Origin of the sequence: Neobacillus piezotolerans (assembly GCF_003362805.1) — a bacterium.
Classification (GTDB): Bacteria; Bacillota; Bacilli; order Bacillales; family Cytobacillaceae; genus Bacillus_D; species Bacillus_D piezotolerans.
This window is the reverse complement of sequence record NZ_QNQT01000001.1, coordinates 563302-578982: the sequence shown is the minus strand read 5'-3', so window position 1 is coordinate 578982 and position 15681 is coordinate 563302. Positions and strand designations below refer to the sequence as shown.

At 47.3% G+C, this 15681-nt stretch carries 17 protein-coding genes; all 17 read right to left on the bottom strand.

Going from position 1 to position 15681, the window contains the following annotated elements; all coding sequences use genetic code 11:
• The 17 genes from DRW41_RS02740 to mraY all read right to left on the bottom strand — a co-directional run bounded on the left by DRW41_RS02740 (position 1) and on the right by mraY (position 15581).
• Positions 1 to 441: a cell division protein SepF gene (locus DRW41_RS02740; RefSeq protein WP_115450417.1), complete on the bottom strand. Its 441-nt coding sequence runs from the start codon at positions 439 to 441 to the stop codon at positions 1 to 3.
• Complete coding sequence (locus DRW41_RS02735) at positions 431 to 1132, bottom strand: YggS family pyridoxal phosphate-dependent enzyme (protein ID WP_115450416.1); 702 nt, start codon at positions 1130 to 1132, stop codon at positions 431 to 433. Before DRW41_RS02735 ends, DRW41_RS02740 begins: the two co-directional genes overlap by 11 nt.
• Positions 1132 to 1959: a peptidoglycan editing factor PgeF gene (gene pgeF, locus DRW41_RS02730; protein WP_115450415.1), complete on the bottom strand. Its 828-nt coding sequence runs from the start codon at positions 1957 to 1959 to the stop codon at positions 1132 to 1134. Before pgeF ends, DRW41_RS02735 begins: the two co-directional genes overlap by 1 nt.
• A gap of 59 nt (positions 1960 to 2018) precedes the next feature.
• Positions 2019 to 2300: a YlmC/YmxH family sporulation protein gene (locus DRW41_RS02725; protein WP_115450414.1), complete on the bottom strand. Its 282-nt coding sequence runs from the start codon at positions 2298 to 2300 to the stop codon at positions 2019 to 2021.
• A 163-nt stretch (positions 2301 to 2463) separates the two neighbouring features.
• Entirely contained in the window at positions 2464 to 3243 is a 780-nt protein-coding gene (gene sigG / locus DRW41_RS02720; protein ID WP_115450888.1) for an RNA polymerase sporulation sigma factor SigG, read from the bottom strand.
• A 161-nt stretch (positions 3244 to 3404) separates the two neighbouring features.
• The gene (sigE, locus tag DRW41_RS02715) at positions 3405 to 4124 is read right to left on the bottom strand and encodes an RNA polymerase sporulation sigma factor SigE (RefSeq protein WP_053366117.1); all 720 of its coding nucleotides are present in this window, start codon (positions 4122 to 4124) and stop codon (positions 3405 to 3407) included.
• A gap of 44 nt (positions 4125 to 4168) precedes the next feature.
• A complete protein-coding gene (gene spoIIGA, locus DRW41_RS02710; protein WP_115450413.1) occupies positions 4169 to 5101 on the bottom strand; it encodes a sigma-E processing peptidase SpoIIGA in 933 nt (310 codons plus the stop codon).
• 243 nt (positions 5102 to 5344) lie between these two features.
• Positions 5345 to 6481 carry a cell division protein FtsZ gene (ftsZ, locus tag DRW41_RS02705; RefSeq protein WP_115450412.1) on the bottom strand — a complete coding sequence of 379 codons (1137 nt, stop codon included), beginning with the start codon at positions 6479 to 6481 and terminating at the stop codon, positions 5345 to 5347.
• Between the two features lie 158 nt (positions 6482 to 6639).
• Positions 6640 to 7926: a cell division protein FtsA gene (gene ftsA / locus DRW41_RS02700; RefSeq protein WP_115450411.1), complete on the bottom strand. Its 1287-nt coding sequence runs from the start codon at positions 7924 to 7926 to the stop codon at positions 6640 to 6642.
• 122 nt (positions 7927 to 8048) lie between these two features.
• Entirely contained in the window at positions 8049 to 8411 is a 363-nt protein-coding gene (locus DRW41_RS02695; RefSeq protein ID WP_115450410.1) for a small basic family protein, read from the bottom strand.
• Positions 8411 to 9154: a DUF881 domain-containing protein gene (locus DRW41_RS02690; RefSeq protein WP_245959322.1), complete on the bottom strand. Its 744-nt coding sequence runs from the start codon at positions 9152 to 9154 to the stop codon at positions 8411 to 8413. The genes DRW41_RS02695 and DRW41_RS02690 overlap by 1 nt, the downstream gene beginning before the upstream one ends.
• A 35-nt stretch (positions 9155 to 9189) precedes the next feature.
• Positions 9190 to 9897 (bottom strand): DUF881 domain-containing protein, encoded by a 708-nt coding sequence (locus DRW41_RS02685; RefSeq protein ID WP_245959321.1) that lies wholly within the window; start codon positions 9895 to 9897, stop codon positions 9190 to 9192.
• A complete protein-coding gene (locus DRW41_RS02680; protein ID WP_115450408.1) occupies positions 9875 to 10660 on the bottom strand; it encodes a cell division protein FtsQ/DivIB in 786 nt (261 codons plus the stop codon). Before DRW41_RS02680 ends, DRW41_RS02685 begins: the two co-directional genes overlap by 23 nt.
• A 164-nt stretch (positions 10661 to 10824) precedes the next feature.
• Positions 10825 to 11733, bottom strand: coding sequence for a UDP-N-acetylmuramate dehydrogenase (gene murB, locus DRW41_RS02675; protein WP_115450407.1), 909 nt, complete (start codon positions 11731 to 11733; stop codon positions 10825 to 10827).
• A 336-nt stretch (positions 11734 to 12069) separates the two neighbouring features.
• Positions 12070 to 13170: a stage V sporulation protein E gene (spoVE, locus tag DRW41_RS02670; protein WP_115450886.1), complete on the bottom strand. Its 1101-nt coding sequence runs from the start codon at positions 13168 to 13170 to the stop codon at positions 12070 to 12072.
• Between the two features lie 86 nt (positions 13171 to 13256).
• Positions 13257 to 14606 (bottom strand): UDP-N-acetylmuramoyl-L-alanine--D-glutamate ligase, encoded by a 1350-nt coding sequence (murD, locus tag DRW41_RS02665; protein WP_115450406.1) that lies wholly within the window; start codon positions 14604 to 14606, stop codon positions 13257 to 13259.
• Positions 14607 to 15581, bottom strand: a complete 975-nt coding sequence (gene mraY, locus DRW41_RS02660) for a phospho-N-acetylmuramoyl-pentapeptide-transferase (protein ID WP_115450405.1) — start codon at positions 15579 to 15581, stop codon at positions 14607 to 14609.
• Positions 15582 to 15681 lie beyond the last annotated feature (100 nt).

Genomic DNA, 15681 nt, shown 5'->3' with positions numbered 1-15681 from the left:
TTACCACCTCGAATCCTGGAAATCATGTTCCTGCATAAGCTCCGAGATATTGCCGGAAACCTCGACATTATCCGGGGTGCACAGGAAAATGCTCAAACCAATTTTTTGGATATCCCCGCCAATCGCGTATACTGTCCCGCTAAGGAAGTCAACGATCCGCTTAGCCTGGTCATGGTCAATCCGCTGAAGGTTAACGACAACCGCCCTGCGGTTTTTCAGATGGTCGGCGATTTCCTGCGCTTCGGAATACATTCTAGGCTCAATCAGCACCACTTTAGAATTGGAAGACTTTTGTACACTTTGGAGGCTGACGACATTCTGGGTCCTTGCCGGCTGCTGTTTTTGCGGCGCTCTTGTCTCGGGCTCCTCTACATAGTCCTCTTCTTCATCGTATTGTTCATCAAGAAAAAAGAAATTTTTAAATTTTGATTTAATGCTCATCTTCCTGCACCTCCATATCGTTTTTTCCGACTAGCGCCGTTCCGATCCGGACCATCGTCGCCCCTTCCTCCACGGCAACCTCATAATCGTTCGACATCCCCATGGACAATTCCTCGCACGGGGCATGCGGCAGTTTCATTGACCTTATCTTGTTCCTGAGTTCCCTCAGTTTTCGGAAGCAATCCCTTAGGACGGCTTCATCATCCGTCAGCGGGGCCATGGTCATGAGCCCCGCAATGAGGATGTTTCCGTATTGCTTCACTTCTGAAATAAAATCCAGTGCTTCTTCGGGAGTCAGCCCATGCTTCGACTCCTCCCCGGATACATTGACCTGAACAAGGCACTTTACTTTGCCATCTGCCCGTTTATCAATTTCCTTTGCGAGTGATAGCCTGTCCAATGAATGGATGTAATCAGCCTTCCCGATAATATTCTTTACTTTCCTGGTCTGCAGCGAACCGATAAAATGAAACGCGGCCCTGCCTCCTAAGGCGTCCCACTTACGGAGGAAACCCTCGTCACGGTTCTCACCGATGTCAGCGACCCCAGCATCCACAGCCTCCAAAGCCCTTTCCAGGCTAACATATTTGGTTACGGCGATAATTTTCACATCATCAGGATCCCTGTTGGATATAAGGCATGCATCTGCAATCCTGGCGCGTATTTCTCTAATGTTTTCTGCTACCCCCATTACCTTGAAGAACCCTCCTTCCAGCCTATGAAGCCCAGCATCCTCCCGGTTTTTCCCCTGTCCCTCCGATGGGAATAGAAGTTCCCTTCCCCGCAGGATGAACATAATCCGGTGATGGCGATGTTTCGCGCTGGTATTCCGGCCTCTTCGAGCAGAATTTTGTTCATTGCCCGGAGGTCGAGGGAATATTGCCCAACGCTAATTTGATTATATGGTTTTTTTTCGACATGTTCTAGTCTCTTTTCCGCAAAACCGATTACCCTGTCATCGACTATGTAACAATTTTTGCAGATGGACGGCCCGATTGCCGCGAAAATGCCCGACGGAGAAACTCCTTCCGCTTTCCAGGCTTCGACCATTTTTGGACCTATCCCGTCCACCGTACCCTTCCATCCCGCATGGGCGATCCCCACCAGCCCGCTATCCGGGCTAAAGAAATAAAGCGGAACGCAATCTGCGAAACAGAGCGACAGCAGGATGCCCTTCTCATTTGTATAAAATCCGTCTGTATCCTTGACGGAATCACTGTAGGAGGCTGCTCCCCTTCCTTTTAAATGGGGGCCGGCTTTCACAATATTCGTTCCGTGCGTCTGCTCGGCACCCACAATATCTTCAAGTGCGAAGCCCGCCAAATTGGCGATTGCCTCCCTATTCTTCTTAACGAGGCCAGGATTGTCCCCAACATGGTATCCTGCATTCATGCTTTCGAACTCACCAGAACTTGCCCCTCCACACTTTGTGGTAAAGCCGGCGGAAAGTCCCGGAAAATCCTTCAACCACCCGTCAAGAAATAATACCGATTCGTTTTGGGAAATAAATGGTTCCATGGTTCTCCCCTGTTTTTTTCTCTAGTTTACCACACTGCGCCTAATTCCGACAGGCTAACTTACCCGGCGCTGTTTTCCTGGCCTTCCGGCACTGGTTTTTGGGCGAGCCCTCCAGCCCTTACGAGGATTACATCCTGGCCAATTTTGAGGATATTTGACCAAGGGATGACTGTATCCTCATCCTTGCCGAAAAAACCGAGCACCTTTCCCGTTCCTCCAATTACCACTGCCTGGATTTTTCCAGTAGATAAGTTTATATCTATATCGGTTACGTTGCCAAGTTTTTTTCCATCCGCGACATTAATGACGTCCTTCATTTGAAAATCGGAAATCCTCACCATTTCAATCCACTCCCGTCCTTTGCTATTTAAACTATATGACAGACGGATTGAAAAATTGAGCGCATCGGACAGAAAACTTGGCAGGCTCATCCTGAATACAGCCTTTTTCTTTTTGACATTTATGTTCTGAGTGGGGAAAATGAAAAAGCCGCCTTTGGCAGCTTTAACTTTGGATATTTTTATTCATTTGTTTGATGGCCGCTTTTTCAAGCCTTGACACCTGCGCCTGCGAAATCCCGATTTCATCAGCGACTTCCATCTGCGTTTTTCCCTGGAAAAAACGTTTTCGCAAAATAAGCTTTTCGCGGTCGTTCAGCCTGCGCATCCCTTCCTTAAGAGCGATTTCCTCAATCCAATGCGTATCTTTGTTCCGTTCGTCGCTTAATTGGTCCATAACATAAATCGGATCTCCACCGTCATTGTAAATGGGCTCGAAAAGGGATACGGGATCCTGAATCGCATCAAGGGCAAAGACAATTTCCTCATGGGGAACCTCAAGAACCCGTGCTATTTCTTCTGCAGTTGGCTCCCTTGATGTTTCGCCCATCAGCTTTTCCCTGACCTGCAGCGCCTTATAGGCGATATCCCTTAGCGACCTCGAGACCCTGATGGGATTGTTATCCCGGAGATAGCGCCGGATTTCGCCGATGATCATTGGCACAGCGTAAGTTGAAAACTTTACATTTTGTCCTAAATCGAAGTTATCGATTGATTTCATGAGGCCGATACAGCCAACCTGAAACAGATCGTCAACAAATTCACCGCGATTGTTGAAGCGTTGGATGACACTTAGCACAAGCCGCAGGTTTCCATTGACGAGCTTTTCCCTGGCAGTAAGGTCCCCTGCCTGCATTTCCCGGAAAAGCATGCGCATTTCATCGTTTTTCAATACAGGAAGCTTAGATGTATCAACGCCGCATATTTCAACCTTATTTCGGGTCAATGCCTTTCCCTCCTTGTAGGAGCTGCTGTTCAAAAAACAGTATCTCCTTGGAAAGGAAAAATATGCAGGGGGTCGGACCACGGGATTGAGGCTGCCATGCCAAACCCCTATCCGTCCGCGATTTAATGATGCAAATTTTTTTTTTGCGGATTTGATGGCGGTTATACCATTTTATTGAATTCCTTGCGAAGCCTCTTGATAATCCGCTTTTCAAGCCTAGAAATATATGATTGCGAAATGCCAAGCATATCGGCTACATCTTTCTGGGTCTTTTCTTCGCCATTTGCAAGCCCGAAACGCAGTTCCATAATTTGCTTTTCACGATCCGAAAGCTGGTGGAGCGCTTTGGATAGCAGCTTTCTATCGACATTCGCCTCTAAATCCCTTGTAATAATATCGTCATCTGTCCCGAGCACGTCCGACAAAAGAAGTTCATTTCCATCCCAGTCGATGTTCAAAGGCTCATCGAATGAAACTTCGGAACGGATTTTATTGTTCCTCCGCAAATACATCAGGATTTCATTTTCAATGCATCTGGACGCATATGTCGCAAGCTTGATTTTTTTTTCAGGATTGAATGTGTTGACCGCCTTGATAAGGCCGATCGTTCCAATTGAAATCAAATCCTCGATATTGATCCCTGTGTTTTCAAATTTCCTCGCTATATAAACGACGAGCCGCAGGTTTCTTTCGATGAGGATTGACCGCGCCGTCTTATCTCCCGCGGGGAGCTTTTTCAGAAGAACTTCTTCCTCCTCTTTACTAAGCGGCGGCGGCAGTGCTTCACTTCCTCCTATGTAGTGGACTTCTTCACTTTTCAGGCCCAGCTTAAAAAGCAGCTTGGACCAGTAATAATATAGGCGGAGCCTCCATTTTTTCACGTTTTTTCCTCCTTCTAAAAAAAGTATCAGTGAGTATATTAGTATTAACTTGCCATGCCGGGGCCCCCCGGAGCGCCTGTCAGCATCTTTGGATGGACAATGCACTCAAAGGACCCATCGGATGAAAGCTCCTGAAGCGTAAATGAAACGAGCGCCTTATTGGTGCGGAAGGTTTGTCCGCCCTGCGTTATTTCAACCATGTCCGGTTTGATGGCAAGAACCAGCTTATTTTCTTGTCCAATAACCGAGTAAGGGACAATCCTTATACGGTGTGCCCAGTCGGCATCCAGTAAATTGCCGCCCTGCATGACCGCCTCGGGCTCGGTTGATGCCGCCTGGAGGGCTGGAGGCAATGCCGCAATGCACTTTTTCACGGATGCAAACATGACTGGAAGCCTCGATAACGGGTCATACAGCTGGTTTCCGCTGTCGACTAATCCCGTAAAGCTAAACGATTCCCCGTTTATCGCAATTTGGACTTTGACAAGCTGGGCATACTTGATTTTTGCCATTTCCAAGGCGCCAAGCCTGTTTTTCGAAAAATGCCATGCCAGTGGGAAACCAATCAAAACAAATGCCCAGCTCACAGGATCGCCGAAGCCTGGCGAAATGGATGCGAGGAACGCCCTGGAGGATGCGCCTCCTGTTTGCAGAAAATAGTGGGCCCCAAAGAGCGCCCCCCCGATCAAAAACGTAGAGAGATAGAGGGCGGCAAGCGCTGAGAAGAAAAATTTGACCCCCTTAAAGCCAAAAGATGACAACACCATCAAAACAGAGAACAGCAGCTTGGAAAGAGGATGCCCTGAATAGAATCCAAGAGGAGTGAAGTGGAGCAAAATAATAAGGGAGCCGATGAACCCTCCAGCCGCTATTCTCCACGGAGGGACGGCCCGTTTCAGCATGATTGCCGCCAGGCTTAGGAGGAGGCAGTCAAAGAGCAGATTCAAAGCCCAGATTACATCCAAATAAACAGCCACAAGCTCAATCTCCTCGTCCGGGCTCCTGGTCGTTCAGGATGCCATGTTCTGTTTACGAAAAAGTATATAGTATATTTACATTCAAAGTGTGTCGATTCATGTATGTGAATTGAAGGAACTTTCAACGATTCCCCCCAGTTTTTGCGACTATCCTATCTAAAGCGGCTATGGAAGAAATAAAAAAGCACGCCCCGTTTATGATGGGACGTGCTTTAAGTTAGTATTTTCCTCTGACAGGCCAGCTTACCTTCTTCTGTTTCGGTTGCGAAGGAAGGTTGGGATATCGAGTGTATCTTCCTGGGAAGCTGTTGAAGGCCGTTGCTGCTCCTGTACCGGTTCTTCACGTTTCGGCTCCCTCTTGACCGCGCCGATCGAAGGCTTCGGCTGGCCGAAAGACTGGCGGGCTGACGGCCTTTGCTGAATGGATTCTTCATTGAATCCAGTAGCGATGACCGTAACAAGGATTTCATCTTTCAAATTTTCGTTGATGACAGATCCGAAAATCATGTTTACTTCCTGGTCGGATGCGGAAGCAACTATATCGGCGGCTTCCTGGACTTCATAAAGGCTCAGGTTGGTTCCGCCGGTAATGTTCATCAGGACGCCTTGGGCTCCATCAATGGAAGTTTCAAGAAGCGGGGAACTGATTGCTTTTTTGGCTGCTTCGGCCGCCCGGTTTTCTCCGGCAGCGACTCCGATGCCCATTAGCGCGGAACCTTTATTGGACATGATTGTTTTCACGTCGGCAAAGTCAAGGTTGATCAGCCCCGGGACAGCGATTAGGTCTGAAATGCCCTGCACCCCCTGGCGCAAAACATTATCAGCTTCACGGAATGCTTCAAGCATCGGGGTGCTCTTGTCAACAATCTCAAGGAGGCGGTCATTTGGAATGACGATTAGGGTATCCACGGCTTCCTTCATTCCGGAAATCCCCATTGAGGCCTGGGTCTGCCTCTTTTTCCCTTCAAATGTGAACGGGCGTGTAACAACTCCCACTGTAAGCGCGCCCAGATCACGCGCGATTTGGGCGATGACAGGGGCGGCGCCTGTTCCGGTGCCTCCACCCATTCCGGCTGTAACGAATACCATGTCAGCCCCACGGAGCGCCTCTTCGATTTGTTCCTTGCTTTCTTCGGCTGCCTTTTTGCCGACTTCAGGATTGGCTCCAGCGCCCAGCCCTCTCGTAAGCTTCGCGCCGATTTGCATTTTCACTTCCGCTTTGGAAAGGTTCAGCGCCTGGGCGTCAGTATTGACAGCAATGAATTCGACTCCCTGGACACCATGTTCAATCATACGGTTAACCGCGTTGTTTCCGCCGCCTCCGACGCCAATAACTTTTATGGTAGCTAATTGATCTAAATTTGTATCAAACTCCAACATGACAAATCCTCCTAATTCGTCCATTTTCCTTGTCGCCCTGTCCCCTTATCATTTGGGGCGTATAGCCTGCCACGCATCATTTACAGAAAAAGGGGTTCTGGCAGTAGAAACCCACGATTTCAATCGATTCATCAATCAGCGTCTGAAAAGCCGTTTGCCTATTCAAAAAAGTAGCCAAAAAATTTCTTTACTTTTGTGGTCATCTTTTCTTCCGGCTGTTTTGCCTGTTTTTGCGAAGCCTGTTGCTTTGGCGCCCTGCTTTCCTTTTGTTCCTGGGAATGTGGCACACTCACGGACTGGACGGAATAGTTGTCAAGCCTGCTGTTCCTGCTCGCATATTTGATGAGGCCGACCCCAGCGGTAAATTGGGGCTCCCTGACGCCTATGTAATCAGGAACCGCCCTTCTAACTCGGCTTTGAAAAACTGTCTGGGCGAGTTCCAGTACACCTTCCATATTCGAAACGCCGCCTGTCAGGACATATCCACCTGGAAGGTCGCGTGCACCCATCCTTTTCAGCTCATTCAGGACAAGGTCGAAAATTTCCTCAAGCCTTGCTTCGATGATATCCGATATTTCAAGCTGGGTAAATTGCTGGTGCTGGTCGCTTCCAATGACAGGGACGCTAAAAACTTCATCACCTGATGCCTCCTCGTAAAAGGCATGTCCATATTTAATCTTGATTTTTTCAGCATTTTCCGTTGAGGTTCTCAGGACGATGGAGAGGTCCTTTGTAATATGTTCACCGCCCACAGGTATCACGCTTGTGGCGATCAGGCGGCCCTCATCGAACACTGCGATGGTTGTAGTGCCTCCCCCGATGTCAATAAGGGCTGTGCCGAGGTTTTTCTCGTCGTTCGAGAGGGAATACATTCCGGCGGCAAGAGGCTGGAGTGTGATGTCAAGAATTTCAAGATTCGCCCGTTCAACACACCTTAATACATTATGTAGGATTGTTTTGTAGCCCGTTATGATTGTTCCTTCCATTTCAAGCCTTACACCCATCATATTGATCGGGTCGGTAATTTCGTCCTGTCCATCGACAATGTACTGGTACGGCACCACATCGATGATTTCCCTTTCAGGAGGAATCGAAATAACCTTGGCGGCATCTTCGACACGGTAAATATCCTCACGGGTAATTTCCTTGTTATCACCCGAAACTGCAACAACTCCGTGGCATGGCTGAAGCATGATATGATTCCCGGAAATCCCGACAATGACCTGCCTGATTTCCATACCTATCATTCTCTCGGCCTGTTCGACTGCTTTTTTAATAGAATGAACGGTCTCTTCTATATCGACGATGGCCCCTTTTCTGAGCCCGGCTGATTTCACGTTGCCAACTCCGATAATATTTAACGAGTCATTGACCTTTTCACCAATGATCACTTTTACACTGGATGTACCGATGTCAAGACTTACAAATATCTCATTGTTGTTCATCCTATGGCACCTCCTTCAGCAAATACTGCACTATTTAATAGATTTATCGTTCATAAAAATGTAAATATATTTATATATTATAAAAATATTCGTCAGAACGAAATGATTCCCTTTAAAAAATATCAAATTTTTTCTGTTTTTTCACGCGATGCCAACCATTTTGTCAGGATAATCCGCCTGATCACCGCAATATTCTGGAAAAGCCTGACTCCGAATGCGAAAACGGCGGCTAAATACAAGTCTACACCAAGATGGACTCCCAGGAAAGCTAAACTTGCTGCGAGGATTATATTAAAGAAAAAACCCGATACGAAAACCTTTTCATCGTAAATATTTTGCAGCTGCGCCCTAATTCCGCCAAAAAGGGTATCCAGCGCGGCCAGGACTGCGATTGACAAATAATTTGAATATTCATCGGGTATTGTGATTTCGGTCATAAGCCCGAGAATCACTCCGATAATTAACCCAAGTACTGGAAGCCACATTAGGAACCCCCCCCTTCGTCGGTCTTGGCTGGCTTCATTGTATTCATTCTGATTGGATTACCATACGCCTCTATGTTGACTTCCTGTATCGGATCGGAAACAGTCAGCCGCAGGTTTTCTATGAAGAACTCTTCCATTGACTGGGAAGCCTTCATCCGATTGGAGAGTTTTTCGGCAGCCTGCACATTGTCGACGACTACCTTTATTTCTATCGGAAGCGCCGATAGCCGATGCCCATCTATCCTGGTTTCCGAACTTATTTCCCGGATGACTGTTGAATTGATGATCCGCTGCCCATCGATTGATATTTGTTTTGCCTCGTACATATTCAATTCATTTGTCAGCCTTTTTAAAAGATCGGGGGTGACAGTTGTACTGATTGGGTCTCCAATGAGGACTTCCTCATAAACCGGTTCGATTTTCAGGATAATCCCCGGTCCCGTAACTTTTGTCAAACCTGCCTCGGTTTTTAATTCTTCCAATGTTTCCTGGAGCACCTTTTCCTTTCCGTTTTGCCTCTTTGTTTCATACCCGGCAATTTTGTCCTCGGTCGATCTGATTTCACCCAGGAGTTCAGACTGCAGTTTTTTCTCTTTCAGGATGTCCTGCCGAAGTTGCCAAATATCCCTTGTGTCCCGCTCATCAACAGGTTCTTTTATCGTTTGGAATTGGATTGCGATCATAAAACCGATGATGGCGGCGACGAGCGAAAAGCTGGTAAGATTTTTTTTGTGTTTGTCCACATTTTTCACCTAACCTTCTTCGTGGACATAAGTTGTTAGCTGCCCAAAATCGGATTAAAATTAATAGAATCCTTTTTTTCTAGAGTGAAGATAATGTTGTCATTCACTAGCTGGTCCCGGACGCCGCCAGTCATATTTAATGCTGATTCAAGGACGGCAGGGTCGCCGATAGCCGAAATCACGAATGGGGCCGGATATTGCTTGCCATCGACTGTTATGACTGGGCCATTGCAAACGATATACGATTTAGACGATAGCCTTTGACCATTGATGGCAACCGCTTCCGCCCCGGATACATACAACTCATTCACAACTTTGAAAACATGGTATTCATGGACGAGGTAATTATTAATGTTTTGTTCATCCGGGTTATATTCGCCATCCGCCAGTGAAACCTGGATTCCCGGCCCTTTCACCTTTACCTTGCCAAGGAACATCCTGTATTTTTCAGCCTCCCCTGCGATGGCAGAGTATGCTTCTTCTTCCTTTGAGAGTTCTTTTTCAATCTGAAGGACCTTAGCCTGCTTCTTGTTATATTCCCTCTGGAGTTTCCGATTCGCCTGCTCAAGTAAAATAAGCTGGTTGCGGAGGTCCAATGTCCGCTCGTAATGCCCGCCTGTGACTTGCTTACTTTTATGTTTGTTTTCCACAAGGGTTAAATGGTAGGAAAAGGCCATTATGTAACCAAGGACAAGGCAAACGAGCGATAGAATCACATGTTTACCCCTCACTTTCTTCTTCAAGGCCTTCTTCCCCCTCTTTTTCATATGCTTTGAAATAGGAACCGACTTCCAAATCAATGACTCCTTTGACGTTTGGATCCAGCTGGCTCACGATTGATGGATAATGGGCCATTTTCTCTGCGAAAGTCCTTAAGGATGCACTAACTTCAAACCCGTCATTCATAAACAGCGACACATGGAATTCATCTGTTTTTTGGGGAGTGTAGTGGATTTCAGAAATGGAATTATAAATTTCCTCTGGCAGCGAAAGGAGGGAAGAACACATTTCATCGAGCACTTTACCTTCCTTAAATCCCATTAGGACAGGGACATTTTCCGAAAGGGATTCCTTCTTGTTCCCCGGAAGAACCTTCCCGTTTTCCATTACCGGATAAAACCCCGCATTCTTGGCGAGATAGGCGATACGTCGATGCTCTGTAATCGCAATCTCAATTTTATTCGGAAACACAAGTTTTACACTGGCATTTTTTATTTCTGGGAATTTTTCCAATTGCCCGGCAGCTTTTTCTTTATTGATTTTCCAAATATTCGTCTTGTCTGATATTCCGGTCGCTCTCACAAGCTCCGTGTCTTCGTAAACGGAATTCCCGTTTACCTCTATGGAGCTTACATGGCTTAGCGGGGACTGTATGTAGATGACACCGGCAATCAGAATAAAAAACATAAAAAGCAGAAGGGTCAACCTCCTGTTTGCCTTTTTCCGTCTTTGTTCCTTTAATTTTGGTATTCTATCTTCCAAAGTAAGCACTTTGCCTTTTTGCATACCCGTTCACCCCACGTGATTAGTGAAAAAACTCCCCCGTTTAGGAAGAATAATCGAAAACAACGGCACGATAGTCTCATGCCGCCGTTTTTGGTACAGCTTTTCGCCTAATCCAATGGAAACATTATAGCATACAATTGCAAGCCAGTATGAGGAAATTCCGGTTATTTTCTGCCTATAATTTCGACTTCGGTTTCCATCCTGATTCCATCAAGGGAGAAAATGGTATCCTTGACATGCTGGATGAGGGCAAGCACATCTTCAGCGGTAGCGCTGCCTGTATTGACGATAAAATTACCATGCATTTCAGAAATTTTCGCCCCGCCAATCGAATGGCCCTTAAGGCCGGCGGCTTCAATCAGCCTTCCAGCATAATTCGGAAGCGGATTGCGGAAAATGCTGCCCGCGCAAGGATAATTCCATGGCTGTGTTTCCTTGCGGTAGTCCTTGTTTTTCTGCAGTTCGGCTACAATCGCGTCCCTGTCACCGGTTTTAAGCTGAAAGACCGCTTCCAGGACGATACCTGGCCTTTTTTTCTGAAGGATGGATGACCTGTAGGAGAATTCTAGCTGTTCATTTGAAAGCCACTCCATTTTCCCATCTTCGAACAGGATATGTGCCTTCTTCAAAATTTTGCTGATGTCCGATCCGTGCGCCCCGGCATTCATATAAACCGCTCCACCGACTGAACCCGGTATCCCTCCGGCAAATTCCAAGCCCGTCAGGCCTTTCCTGCTGATCGAGGTGGCAAACGAAACCAGGGACTGACCGCCTCCAACCGTAATTTCCTCACCATTCTGCTCGAGCCGGTCCAATCCGCTTCCGAGTTTGATAACAACCCCTTCAATTCCCCGGTCGGACACGAGCAAATTTGAACCACGGCCAATCGCACGCCAAGGTATGCCGTGCCGCATGACAATTTCCATCGCTTTAAGCAGGTTTTCAATTGACGACGGCTCCACAAAAAGGTCTGCTGGACCGCCAATTTTTATGGTTGTATGCTGGGATAGTGGCTCCGACTCTTTCACTTTGCCAACCCCGGCCATTTCCAATTCTTTTTTCAGACCATCCATAAGATCCCTCCTTCTCTTTTTTACAAACGGAGTTTTTTTCAGTTTATGCAGTGCATAACTAGTGGTTCTTTCCATTTCAGGCAAGTGCGTTTCCTTGCCTCTCTTCTCCTTATGTATCGCTTTTACATTTTGATGGTTTATTGCACTGTTCATCTATATTCAGCGCATGACGATTAAAATTCGGATTCACCCAGAAACAAAAAAGCACCGACTATATTTACCCTCATTCTACTATAATTTAAACGTCGAAACGATGAAAACGGCCATAGAATTCATGCCATTTTTATCCTCGCAAGCTTATAAGAGAAAAAAGAACCCTGCACGGCAGGGCCCTGGTCAATATTTTACATAGCGGCTAATGTTTAAAAGCACTCCGATCGCCATAAGCATAAGGGTCAGCGATGAGCCCCCGTAGCTTAAAAAAGGCAGTGTAATCCCTGTAACAGGCATCAGCCCTGTTACAACTCCTATATTGATCATAACCTGGATGGCGACCATCGAAATGATGCCTACCGCCAGGAAGCTTCCATACAGGTCGGGAGCCCCAAGCGCGATCCTTATCCCGCGCCAGAGAAGCAGGGTAAATAATAGGAGTATAAGCGAACCCCCTATAAACCCCAATTCCTCGGCAAGAATCGCAAATATGAAATCGGTCTGAGGCTCCGGCAGGTAAAAGAATTTCTGGCGGCTCTCGCCGAGCCCCAGCCCAAACAGGCCGCCCGGGCCAATCGCAAATAGCGACTGGATAATCTGGAAACCACTGTCCTGCGGATCCGACCACGGGTCAAGAAATGAGGTTATCCGTTTAATCCTATATGGCGCAGAAATGATCAGACCCGCGAAACCGGCCGCGCCAAGAAGCATCAGCCCCGCAAAATGAAGTATCCTGCCCCCGGCCACGAAAATCATCACCAGACAAGTTCCGACCATCACTGTTCCAGTGCCAAGGTCGGGCTGAAGCATGATTAGCGCAAAGGCGATGAAAACAAGCCCAAGCGAAGGAACGAGGCCTTTCCTGAAAGACGTTATTAATTTTTGCCTCTCCGAGAGATACTTCGCCAAAAAAGCAATCATCGCAAGCTTCATGAATTCGGATGGCTGAATGGAAAAAGCACCGACCCCAATCCAGCTCCTTGACCCATTCCTGACATTCCCGATGCCGGGAACGAGCACGAGCAAAAGAAGGAAAAAGCAGACAATGACAATAACCTTTGCCCAAGTGCGCCATGTAAGATAGTTGATGTTCATGATGAAAAACATGGCCCCTATTCCTACCCCAGCAAATAGGACTTGCCTTTTCGCAAAGAAAAACGAGTCATTGAACTTGAATTCCGCCCATATCGCGCTTGAACTATAGACCATAATGAGCCCGAAAGCGAGCAGCGCGAATGTAACGGCTAACAGGATCATGTCGGGAGAATTCTTTTTTACTGGCACTGCCAAACACCTCTGCCCCATGTATTGGGCCTTCCGGAGAGCCAGGTATACTTACTGAAGCGGCTCAAACGAGGAGACAAGCCCTACTAAAGCTTATGCACCGCTTCAATAAACATGTCGCCCCTGACCTCAAAAGTTTTATATTGGTCCCAGCTCGCACATGCCGGAGACAGAAGGATGATATCGCCAGGCTTAGAGAGCCGGTACGCTTCCGGAACAGCACCCTCAACATTATCGGCGCGGACAATTGATTTTATTCCGGCTTTCCTTGCGGTTTCTTCAAGCTTTTCCGCAGTCTGCCCAAAGGTGACAAGAGCTTTAACATTTTTCATGGAAGGGATGAGCCCGTCAAAACCATTCCCCCGGTCAAGCCCTCCCGCAAGAAGGACTATTGGCGCGTCAAATGCTTCAAGCGCCTTTTGGGTCGCGAGAATATTGGTTGCCTTTGAATCGTTGTAAATTTTTCTTCCATCTTTCTCGGCGACGAACTGAAGCCGATGCCGGACACCCGTAAAGGTTCTCAGCACGGCCTGTATGGCGGTATCGTCCACGCCAGACAGCTTTGCCGAAGCGATTGCCGACAGGATGTTTTCAAGGTTGTGCTCCCCTGGCAGGGCCACATCCTCGCGATGGATGATTTTCTCTCCTTCAAAGCAAAGCCATCCGCCGCTAACGTATGCCCCCGTTCCAAGTTCTTTTGTGGCCGAAAAAGGCACAAGAGTTGCCTTCGAGGCCCTTGCTATTTCCAAAGTTTCATCCTGGTCGGCATTATAAACAAAATAATCGCCAATTCCCTGGTTCTTTGTGATGTTCGCTTTTGCCCCATAATATTCGGACCTTGTGCCATGGTAATCAAGGTGTGCGTCATAAAGATTTGTGAGTACAGCGATTTTTGGCCTGAAACGGTCGATGCCCATCAGCTGGAAGGATGAAAGTTCAATAACAATCGTATTATCCTCTCTTGCTTCCTGGGCGACACCTGAAGCGACCGTACCGATGTTTCCTGCGATGAGAGGCTGTTTTTCACCTTCTCTCAACATTTCAAAAATCAGGGTTGTCGTTGTTGTTTTTCCATTTGTCCCGGTAATCCCGATAAATGGGGCTTCGGATATCTCCCAGGCAAGTTCGACCTCGGTAATGACAGGTATCCCCTTTTCAAAAGCCCGTTTTACCATGAGGTTTGTGTAGGGGATGCCGGGATTTTTGACAACGAGTTCAAAGCCTTCTTCCATCAGTTCAACCGGATGGCTCCCTGTAATCACGGTGATTCCCTGTTCTAGAAGACCCTGGGCCTCCATATTTTCGGAGAGGGGCTTGAAATCATTCACAGTGACGAATGCCCCTAGCTTATGAAGGAGCGCGGCGGCGGTGACCCCACTTTTCGCAAGGCCGAGTACAAGTATTTTCCTATGCTGGTACGTATCAATTTTCTTCACTTACATCCACACCCCGATATAAATTCCAAGTATCGCAAAAAGGAGGCCCACTGTCCAAAAGGTCATGACTACGCGCCATTCCGACCATCCAGATAGTTCATAATGATGATGGAGCGGGCTCATTTTGAAAATCCGCCTGCCGGTTGTTTTAAAGGAAATCACTTGCAGTATGACCGAAAGCGTTTCAATGACGAATACGCCTCCAATCACAAGAAGCAGCAATTCCTGGCCAGTCAGGATTGATAGCGCGGCGATAGCCCCTCCAAGCGCAAGTGATCCCGTATCCCCCATAAATACCTTGGCGGGGTGGGCGTTAAATACGAGGAAACCCAAAACCGCGCCAACGACAGCGACGCTGAAAATCGACAGTTCGAATTGAGACTGGCTCCAGGCAAGCACGGCATATCCCCCAAAAGCGATCGCCGCCGTTCCCGACACAAGCCCGTCTAGCCCATCCGTCAAATTGACGGCATTCGAAAAGCCAACAAGCCAAAAAATGACAAAAACTAGATAAAACCACCCCAGGTCGATGGAATAATCGGTGAAAGGCAGTCCCAATTCGGATGGCATTTCGTTCCTTCTGTAAAGAAGATAGAAAATGACAGAAATAATAATCTGCCCCAATAATTTCTGCTTGGATGTAAGGCCTAGATTTCTCTTCATCGCCACTTTTATAAAGTCATCAAGGAAGCCAAGCAGACCGAATCCAGCGGTTACAATGATCAGCATGTATGTCCTTGATGTCGGCCCCGCGAACTTGCTTGCCATAACGAGCGAGGTAATGATTATCGATAGCAGAATCATTATACCGCCCATTGTTGGGGTCCCTGATTTCTTCTGGTGCGATTTTGGCCCCTCTTCCCGGATGCTTTGCCCAAACTTAAGCCTTCTAAGAAAGGGAATAAAGATCGGGGAAAGCAGGACGGTTATTAAAAAGCCCATCATTATCGTGAAAAAAATAACTTGTTCAAGCATGAAGCTGCCTCCTTACAGGAACAGCGGCGCACATGAAGCCCGCGGCCACAGCACTATCATATGAAGCTTTAAAATTTGGGAGAAGGCCCTTATGAAAAAA